At 38.9% G+C, this 8521-nt stretch carries 6 protein-coding genes and 3 pseudogenes; 6 read left to right on the forward strand and 3 right to left on the reverse strand.

Annotation, left to right across the window (positions count from 1 at the left end; all coding sequences use genetic code 11):
- Nucleotides 1-222: 222 nt before the first annotated feature.
- Nucleotides 223-606: pseudogene (locus F6K23_RS42650) on the reverse strand (RNA-guided endonuclease TnpB family protein); the annotation flags it as partial.
- A 1261-nt stretch (nt 607-1867) separates the two neighbouring features.
- Between F6K23_RS42650 and F6K23_RS39425 the strand changes: the two are divergent.
- The 6 genes from F6K23_RS39425 to F6K23_RS39450 all read left to right on the forward strand — a co-directional run bounded on the left by F6K23_RS39425 (nt 1868) and on the right by F6K23_RS39450 (nt 7256).
- Nucleotides 1868-2560 carry a GDSL-type esterase/lipase family protein gene (locus F6K23_RS39425; protein ID WP_287274132.1) on the forward strand — a complete coding sequence of 231 codons (693 nt, stop codon included), beginning with the start codon at nt 1868-1870 and terminating at the stop codon, nt 2558-2560.
- 1594 nt (nt 2561-4154) lie between these two features.
- Nucleotides 4155-4796: a bifunctional 4-hydroxy-2-oxoglutarate aldolase/2-dehydro-3-deoxy-phosphogluconate aldolase gene (locus F6K23_RS39430; RefSeq protein WP_293166503.1), complete on the forward strand. Its 642-nt coding sequence runs from the start codon at nt 4155-4157 to the stop codon at nt 4794-4796.
- A gap of 69 nt (nt 4797-4865) precedes the next feature.
- The gene (locus tag F6K23_RS39435) at nt 4866-5378 is read left to right on the forward strand and encodes a L,D-transpeptidase (protein WP_124147087.1); all 513 of its coding nucleotides are present in this window, start codon (nt 4866-4868) and stop codon (nt 5376-5378) included.
- 215 nt (nt 5379-5593) lie between these two features.
- Entirely contained in the window at nt 5594-6283 is a 690-nt protein-coding gene (locus F6K23_RS39440; protein ID WP_293166507.1) for a metallophosphoesterase family protein, read from the forward strand.
- A gap of 263 nt (nt 6284-6546) precedes the next feature.
- Nucleotides 6547-6690 (forward strand): hypothetical protein, encoded by a 144-nt coding sequence (locus F6K23_RS39445; protein WP_293088335.1) that lies wholly within the window; start codon nt 6547-6549, stop codon nt 6688-6690.
- A gap of 458 nt (nt 6691-7148) precedes the next feature.
- On the forward strand, nt 7149-7256 hold the full coding sequence (locus F6K23_RS39450) for a helix-turn-helix domain-containing protein (protein ID WP_293166509.1): 108 nt from the start codon (nt 7149-7151) through the stop codon (nt 7254-7256).
- Between the two features lie 111 nt (nt 7257-7367).
- Here the strand turns inward: F6K23_RS39450 and F6K23_RS39455 are convergent.
- Nucleotides 7368-7630, reverse strand: a pseudogene (locus tag F6K23_RS39455) (transposase family protein); the annotation flags it as partial.
- A gap of 299 nt (nt 7631-7929) precedes the next feature.
- Nucleotides 7930-8323, reverse strand: a pseudogene (locus tag F6K23_RS39460) (IS1 family transposase); the annotation flags it as partial.
- Between the last annotated feature and the right edge of the window lie 198 nt (nt 8324-8521).

Here is an 8521-nt window from a genome sequence, read left to right on the forward strand (position 1 = left end):
GTAGCAAACGTCCATGTTTTACCTTCAATTTCCTTCCAGTATTTTCGGGCGTTGCTATTCTTTTTGCATCGACGTTTTGCCCAAGCCCAAAGTTGTTTGAACGTGATATGACTTAGCTTTTCAAATGCGCCTTGGTCGAGGGACTTTCACCCTCATGGTCATTAAGTTGTCAAAAGTTTTGATTCAACCAATACGAAAGGTTGACCTCTTGCTCCTCGTACACTTTGAATTGAATTCTCCATTTTTCAAGGAAACGAATCGCACCCAGCCCGATGTCTTGTATTCTACAGAGCGGCTATGTTTCTTGAATCGTGGGTATCCCTTTTTTCCTGGGATATTTTTCTTGCAATTGTCAAAGAACCTAGCAATAGCTGACCAACACCGTTCTACAGACGCCTGACAAGCATGGGAATTCAAATCTTGAACGAATGGGTACATCGAACGTAATTCGGTATTATACCGATATAGTTCTTTTCTACCTAGTCCTGGATTATCCATCCAATAGCGAAGACATGAATTTCTCACGAATTGGCCAGTACGGATTGCCTCATCAATGGCTTGATATTGCTGAGGTTTTCCTTTGACTTTGAATTCGTATACTATCATAGTTTTGACGCTAGCTTGTGTGGCGTATATTATTAGTATATCAGGTTCAATTTAATTTGTGCAAGGGCGATTGAGGTTAACCGTCCTAGAAGGACGGGGCTTGAAACCCGCTTTTTTTGGTCATCAGTTAACATTTTTAATAGGTTTTTGACATCTCCAGGGGTTGAAACACCATGGAAACTTTGGCCAATTCACCGCAAATGGGACGGGACGTTTAAAGTGCGGAAGTAAATTCCGCACGCAGCCCCTCATAAATCCACATTTGCTTAAAGCCTGAATGGTAGACTCCTAGACTCCTCGGCATAGATCATTATCTAGCTGTGAGCTTACATTTGAGAGTGGTTTTACTCAAGATGTTAGAGCAATCTTCTTGCTGCTCTAGTGCATTACTTGCTTTTCCTGCGGAATGCTGCGCAAACAGTCGTCGTAGAAAATTAATGCCCCGTCTCCTGGGAACTGGAATCTCACGCCAAGTAGCGATCTTGTCATAGCGACAAACCTTATTCTTACTTGCAGTTTATGATCATAACATACCTTTGCTCCGGGTTAAAACCCGCGTTTCGTTATTCAACCAGACGTTAAAACGGGCGCTGCGTACTTCCTCCCGTCATTTTTTATGTTTAAGACCACTAATATTATATTTTGAAAAGCGGGTGATGGGTTTTGATGGCCACTCACTAATAACCCATCATATACCTAATTGACTACTCCCCGCAGCTGTTGCCGAGGGGATTCTAAGTTGATACTACGCAATATGGATTTATCCTGTTGCTTCGTTTATTCGAGCGCTGACCAAAGAACTCTTTGGGGACAAGTCAAAGTGCCCCTACACAGTCGGCATAGCGTCTAAACCTAGCTTTCTGCTTACTTTTGTCTAAACATTTGTATACCCAAATAACACAGGACAACTAAAGTTGTCTAGTCTAAACGACTCCCTTGTTTTAATCCCCCGGTTAAAACACGGGGGCTTTCAACATGGCTTTTCGGTAAATGTTTGCTGTTAACCTATTTAAGATTCCCTAGCCTTTGGTAAGTCTTTAAACCATATTAGTAGACTGTTAGTCAACTACGATGAGTCACATTTGGAGTAAAACAATTATATTAGAGTAGCATTTTTTCTGTAATAAGTAAAGATGATTAACTTTCTAATATATATTTTTTATTCTCTGTTCTGGAAATTAGGTGGTCAATGCTAATATTTTTAGTTAAAATTCAATCAATATTAATAAATTTATACTAATATTATCAATTTTTATTGCTTATGTTATTAGCTACTCCTTCAACTGTAAAGCGCTTTTCTCAGACTCATCATCATCCCCTAAAAATAGTTGCTTTGGGAGACAGTTTAGTTTATGGTTTTGGTGATTATGAAGGTGGTGGATGGGTAGAGAGATTACGACGGCAGTGGATGTTGCCAGACAGTCCTGGTCATGTGCTATATAATCTTGGAGTTCGAGGAAACCGTGTTTTACAAGTAGAACAACGCCTGGAACATGAGTTTCGCCATCGTGGAGAATTAAGAAATCGTCAACCAGATATTATTATTCTTTCGGTTGGGGTAAATGATTCTGCTAGAGTCCAAAGACCAGATGGACGTTACTATACTGATTTTTCCAAATTTAAAACAATTTTAGATAATTTATTGGATACATCAAAACAACTTTGTCCTGTACTATTTGTGGGAATGGTTCCTGTTAATTTGGAGAAAATGCCTTTTCAAGATTGTTTATATTATAGTCACGAAGATCAATTTATATATAAAGAGGCGACTCGCTTGGCTTGTTTAAAGCGAAAAATTCCTTATTTAGATGTGTTTGAAAAATGGTTAAGTAGGGGCGAAAATTGGTGGAGATTACGTCTTTGTGCAGATGGCATTCATCCTAATGTCGCAGGTTATAAAGCTCTATTACAAGATGTCTTGGACTGGGAATATCTAAATTTATTAACTAGCTAAGGTTAGTTTGAAGAGAAAAGAATGATTAGGTTTCCTCACTAGATCCTATCAACTAAGTGAGGAAACAGGAAATTATTTGACTACTCCCCGCAGCTGTTGCCGAGGGGATTCTAAGTTGATACTACGCAACACCGATAAATCCTTGTTGCTTCGTTTTCTCATGATTCTGACCAAAGATATATTCTCTGGGGAAAAGTAAAAGTGCCCCTACACAGTCAGCATAGCGTTTAAACCATGCTTTGCTGTTTACTTTTGTCTAAACATTTATACATCCATATCATAGCACAGGACAACTAAAGTTGTCTAGTCTAAACGACTCGCTTGTTTTCATCCCCCGGTTAAAACACGGGGGCTTTCAACGTCGCTTTTCGGTAAGCGTTTCCTACGGAATGCTGTGCAAACAGCTAGATGGCGGTGAGTTATTCCTAGGTCATACTTACCTGACTAAATCAATATTGATTAGCTCTTTTACTTATTTATCATCAACTGACTATTCAAGAATGCGCGAATTTAGAATGCGCGAATTTAGAATTACCTATACTTGACATACTCCCGACGTTGCGCATACCGCGACAACGCGGGATTCTTCAGCCATGAAAAAAATGACCGCTGCGCGCGTGTGAGGTGATGTCCTCCCCCTGTATTGACCTTGATGATAACATGCATACCTCCTAGCTTGTCAAGGGTATAGGAAGGTTTTATTTGTGGAGGTATCCGACTATTGGCCCAGGCTTGACCATACGACGCTCCCCTTCGGGAGAGCGCGGGACTTCCCGCCAGGGAAGTTAAAAAGAAGAGGATTGGGTTAAAAGGATTTTTTTTCTTCTCTTGGTCGATTGGATATGGCTCCGAGACCTCGCCATCCCTCGACCGCTTTTTTCTCCATGAATGGAGAGGCTTTATACCTTAATAATTTTTCGTTGACATCCTCCCTGGCCTAAAGGCACGGGGATTCCTACTGAGCCGTAGCTCCTTGGCTGGTTGACGCTTTGCTGGCGCACAGCTTCGCTAACATCGGGTGCTGCTTCCAAAGGCGGTAGTCTAACGCTTCCCTCCACGTCCGCGCACGAGTTTCCGAGTGCCGCCCGGCAACTAATAAGACTGTAGCATATATTCAATTTTCATTTTGGTAGACCACAGTAGAGATGTTCCATGGAACGTCCCTAACATATTTTGCTTGTGACAATGTGGTTTATTGATTTGAAAAACGCTGTACATAAAAAATAAAGAAAAAAATTATTGTCGCCAATCCCTTCTTAAAAGAAAAAGTAATGATTAATTATTCTGGAAACCATCTATATTTATAGAATTATTAAATAGTAAATATATTGCTTGATCATTTTACTTTGATTGAAGTTATGGAATAGCAAGAATTAATATACAGCATATTCACTTAATTTATGTGGTACAACTGACAGGGTAAATATTTTTGGCTTGTTCTCTCTCTGGCCTCCCCATCTTACCTGCTCCCTACTCCCTCACACCATCAATATATCTACTTCCAGAGAGTAAGAAACTGCTGTATATGACAATAATTAAAGTCAAACTTATAAAAAACATATTTTCCTTTATTCCTTCTTCCTTCCACCAAAATATGAATCAAGAAAACTGGTTAAAAATATTAGAACAAAATCGAATAATTGCCGTTATTCGTGCCTCAGAAATCGAGATAGGTATGAAAATGGCAAAAGCAGTTGCTGCTGGTGGTATACGCATAATAGAAATCACTTGGAACAGTCATAAAGCATCAGAATTAATTACTTTACTCCGCTCTGAATTATCTACTTGTATAATTGGCACAGGCACATTATTAACCATAGAAGAGTTACAAAAAGCACTCAAAATTGGTTGCCAATTTATCTTTACGCCACATACTAACCCTGCTATGATTCAAACAGCAAAAATAGCAGCAGTTCCGATTATTCCCGGCGCTCTTTCTCCCACAGAAATATTAACTGCTTGGCAAGCAGGAGCTAGCTGTGTTAAAATATATCCTATATCAGCAGTAGGAGGCGCAACTTATATCACAAGTTTGCAAGGACCTTTAGGAGAAATTCCTCTAATTCCTACTGGTGGAGTAACCTTAGGAAATGCTAAAGAATTTATCAAAGCAGGTGCAATTGCTGTAGGTTTATCAGGGAAACTATTTCCCAAAGATTTAATAATTGCTAAAAATTGGGAAGCGATCGCGAGACAAACTCAGGCTCTAGTTAGAGAACTTTCAGCAAACAATTGAATCTGAAAATTAATCAAAATAATCTACTTCTAAATTACACCATTATTGTGTTTTGATTAGGTATAAAAAATGAAAAACTTAGTTAGTTCTAAAAAATGGTATCAAGTTGGTAAAATATGTGCTGCTACAGCACTAACTATTACAACTTTTTTATCCTGGTCAATACCAACCAAAGCTAGTGGATGGGAAAATCTAATTGCCACGAGAATGTTAGAATTACAACAATCAGCGGAACGTTGGATTTCAATTGACTTATCAACCCAAAGATTAATTGCCTGGGAAGGAAATAAAGTAGTTTATGCAGTCGTAGTTTCCACAGGTAAATCATCAACTCCTACTCGCTTAGGTACTTTCAGAGTACAAACAAAATATCGCACTGCCAGAATGACCGGAGCAGATTATGACGTGCCCGACGTTCCTTATACTATGTATTATGATGGGGGAATGGCGATTCATGGTGCTTACTGGCATAATATGTTTGGTACCCCAGTTAGTCACGGTTGTACGAATGTAGCAGTCAATCACGCCAAATGGTTATTTAACTGGGCATCAGTGGGGACACCTGTAGTGGTACATGAGTGAAAGAAAAAAGGGTGTTGCTGAAGCGCGTGTATGATATTAATTTTAATTACTTAGGAGGACTGAGTCAGGAGAAAGAAAAGTGCTTTTCCTGAAATTAAGTAAAGAGAACATCTAATTTTGTCATTCTTTGAATGACTCTTAACTTACCTAAATTACTAAATTATTTATTTCATACCTCAAATCACCAAGGCCGAAAAAAGTAATAAAAAATATATATGCGTATTCTCGCCATCGGAGATATTCACGGTCATTCCAGAGCATTTGATACATTGATTGCAGCAGTTAAGCCACGATTAGAGGATGTTATTATTACTCTTGGTGACTATGTAGATAAAGGTCCAGATTCTCAAGGAGTGATTAATCGATTAATTGCACTTCATGAAACTGGGCAACTTGTAGCCTTACGTGGCAACCATGAATTAATGATGATGAGGTCTCGTGATTGTTCGCAAGATGAAGCTCGCTGGCATAATTCTGGTGGCAAGGAGACTCTAGCTTCTTATTCAAAATCTGGTAAATCTCAACGAAAACATATTCCAGACGAACATTGGTATTTCCTTGAGAATATCTGTGTAGACTGGTGGGAGTCAGACGAACATTTTTTTGTTCATGCGAATGCTGCTCCCGATCTATCCCTGAATGAGCAGTCAGAGTACAAGCTTTTTTGGGAAAAACTTGATAACCCCATGCCTCACTTTTCTGGAAAAACAATGGTTTGTGGTCACACAAGTCAAAAAAGTGGTAAACCTCTTAATGTCGGTAACACTATTTGTATTGATACCAGAGTTTATGATGACGGTTGGTTGACTTGTTTGGATGTCAGTAGTGGTAAGCTTTGGCAGGCAAATAAAAAAGGTAAGTTGAAAACAGCGTTAATAGATGATTTTGCAACTCGTCAAACATAAAAAACGACGGGAGGAAAGTTCCCGGGAGATTTATCCCCTGGTTGAATAACGACGCGCGGGTAATAAAACGGCGTTACTTTCTAGTTTGGTTTTCAATGTACCTCCTAAAAGTCTCTTGCGCAGAAAAAGCTTGGTGTCCAGAGGGTAGGTAATTTCAGCAGCCTAGAAAATTATTTTCTCAAGTGATGTCAAGCTCTACCTTTGACCGAAAAATTGGGTTTAAAGCCTCGCCCTTGTAGGGCGACTTTTTATTTGATTTGCAAGTGAATTGGATATATGCTAAACTGTTATTAGTTGCCGGGGGGCACTCGGAAACTCTAAACGGACGTGGAGGGAAGCATCAGACTACCGCCAAGGAAGCAGCACCCTGTGAAGCGTCAACCCGCCGAAGAGCTACGGCTCAGTAGGAATCCTCGCTCCTTTAGGCCGGGGAGGATGTCAAGCGCTTGATAATTACTGACAGTGCAAAAGTAGGATCGACTTCTAGGAAGAGCATTGACTTAATCAAAGAATAACGATTTACCGAATTATTAATTATTAATTATTAATTATTAAATAATTCTGGTTTAAAGCCTCCCCTCTTAAGGGGAAAAAAGCGGTCGAGGGATGGCGAGGTCTCCTCGCCATATCCAATCGACCAAGAGAAGAAATAATATTTCCTTATATTCAATCAAGAGCGGTTTTAACCAGAGGTAATTATCAATTATCAATTAATGAAAGCATATTTCGGGCAAATGATGTACAAGATGAATAGTGAAAATATTGTAGTGCGGGCTTCTTGCCCGCGATTGGTATAGCTCATAGAGTCGCAAAGTGCTGTAATATACTAAAAAGCATACTATTATACCGGCTGTGTTTAATCTGCATGAAATCCATCAGAACAAAACTCAAATTAAATAACAAGCAAAAAACCCTGATGGCTCAACATGCTAGCTACTCACGTTCGTGTTATAACCAGGGCAAACGTATCTAATTTTTTGACAAATGACCAGGAGGTACATTCCAAGAATGGGCACTGTGAGACATCTTAGCTCACGCTCCACAAACACTATTTTCGAGTTAGCGATCGCGTCCGACCTGATTGTTCCGGGTCTAGAAGTGCAAAAACTCGGGCAAATGTATCGTGAGATGGAATTCCATTAGGTAGTTCTAAAAAACTTTTTAGCCATTCATATTTAGACTCACCATAAGATTCTATATCTATAACTAGTATGCTGCACCACAAATTACAGCACAAATAGTAATTGTAATAATATCAATTAATTGATGACCTTTTGTTATATATACTCTCGGGTCTTCTAGCTCATTAAAATATTCATAAATACTCTTTTTTTGCTGGATTTTAATTGTGAAATATTACTATTATTACTACAATAATTATCCTTGATAAATATCTAATATTAAATCTGAATTAGGTTTTTTTTAGTATTAATTATTGAGTTGACTATTGAAAATTTTGGTATTTTTGGATGGTGATTTGCTACGCGATCGCATAGTCTCCATTTGAAATTATCTTCTTGGTCATTTGTCAAAAAAATTAGATGCGTTTGCCCTGCAACAATCCCCTTGTGTCAATTCATTCATCTGAGAGTGTTTTTGTGTCTTGAGTGCGTCTTACATTCTGGGGAGATCCCAGAATTACGCACTTGCTTTTTTTGGACAAATGACCAAAACTCATCACTACTGATTTGTGAGGTATTGATATTCTGGACATGAGCATTATAAATCATTTGTCCTTTTTGGGAAACAGCTCTCACTAAACTCACTACCGTATTATAGGCCAAATTCACTGTTAGACTAATACCTCTTAAACTACTGCCCTCAACGTGAGCTTGTAGAACCATGCGCATTTGTTCAGGTTGTTAGGGCAGCTCCTCCGCAGGAGGCACTTGTCTACGATAGTGCAGAGTATCGAAAGTTTCACTCTCATGTTTGTTGAAATCTGGGACAATAATATCGTTGACTTCCTTTACTGGTCTTTCCATGGTTATGAGCTTTGTGATGGCCATATAGAGGAAATTCCATGATGATTGAAAGTATTTAGGGACAATTATTATATTCAGGACTTACGCAAAGACACTATATATAGAGTATAGTAAGTATAGTGATCGCTATAATCTGTTAAGCGATTGCTGACGCAAAGCTCCGCTAACGCCTCAAGACAAGTATCATTATCAGGACTTAGGTCAATACACTATATATAGTGTACTGCTCTAAGTTTGGTAGCTGTTGCTCCAT

Source organism: Okeania sp. SIO2C9 (genome assembly GCF_010672455.1).
Lineage (GTDB): Bacteria > Cyanobacteriota > Cyanobacteriia > Cyanobacteriales > Microcoleaceae > Okeania.

What these genes read in the sequence shown, in the direction of transcription:
- F6K23_RS39425 (WP_287274132.1), top strand. Translation starts at nt 1,868, where the DNA reads ATGTTATTAGCTACTCCTTCAACTGTAAAGCGCTTTTCTCAGACTCAT.
- F6K23_RS39430 (WP_293166503.1), top strand. Translation starts at nt 4,155, where the DNA reads ATGAATCAAGAAAACTGGTTAAAAATATTAGAACAAAATCGAATAATT.
- F6K23_RS39435 (WP_124147087.1), top strand. Translation starts at nt 4,866, where the DNA reads ATGAAAAACTTAGTTAGTTCTAAAAAATGGTATCAAGTTGGTAAAATA.
- F6K23_RS39440 (WP_293166507.1), top strand. Translation starts at nt 5,594, where the DNA reads ATGCGTATTCTCGCCATCGGAGATATTCACGGTCATTCCAGAGCATTT.
- F6K23_RS39450 (WP_293166509.1), top strand. Translation starts at nt 7,149, where the DNA reads ATGAAATCCATCAGAACAAAACTCAAATTAAATAACAAGCAAAAAACC.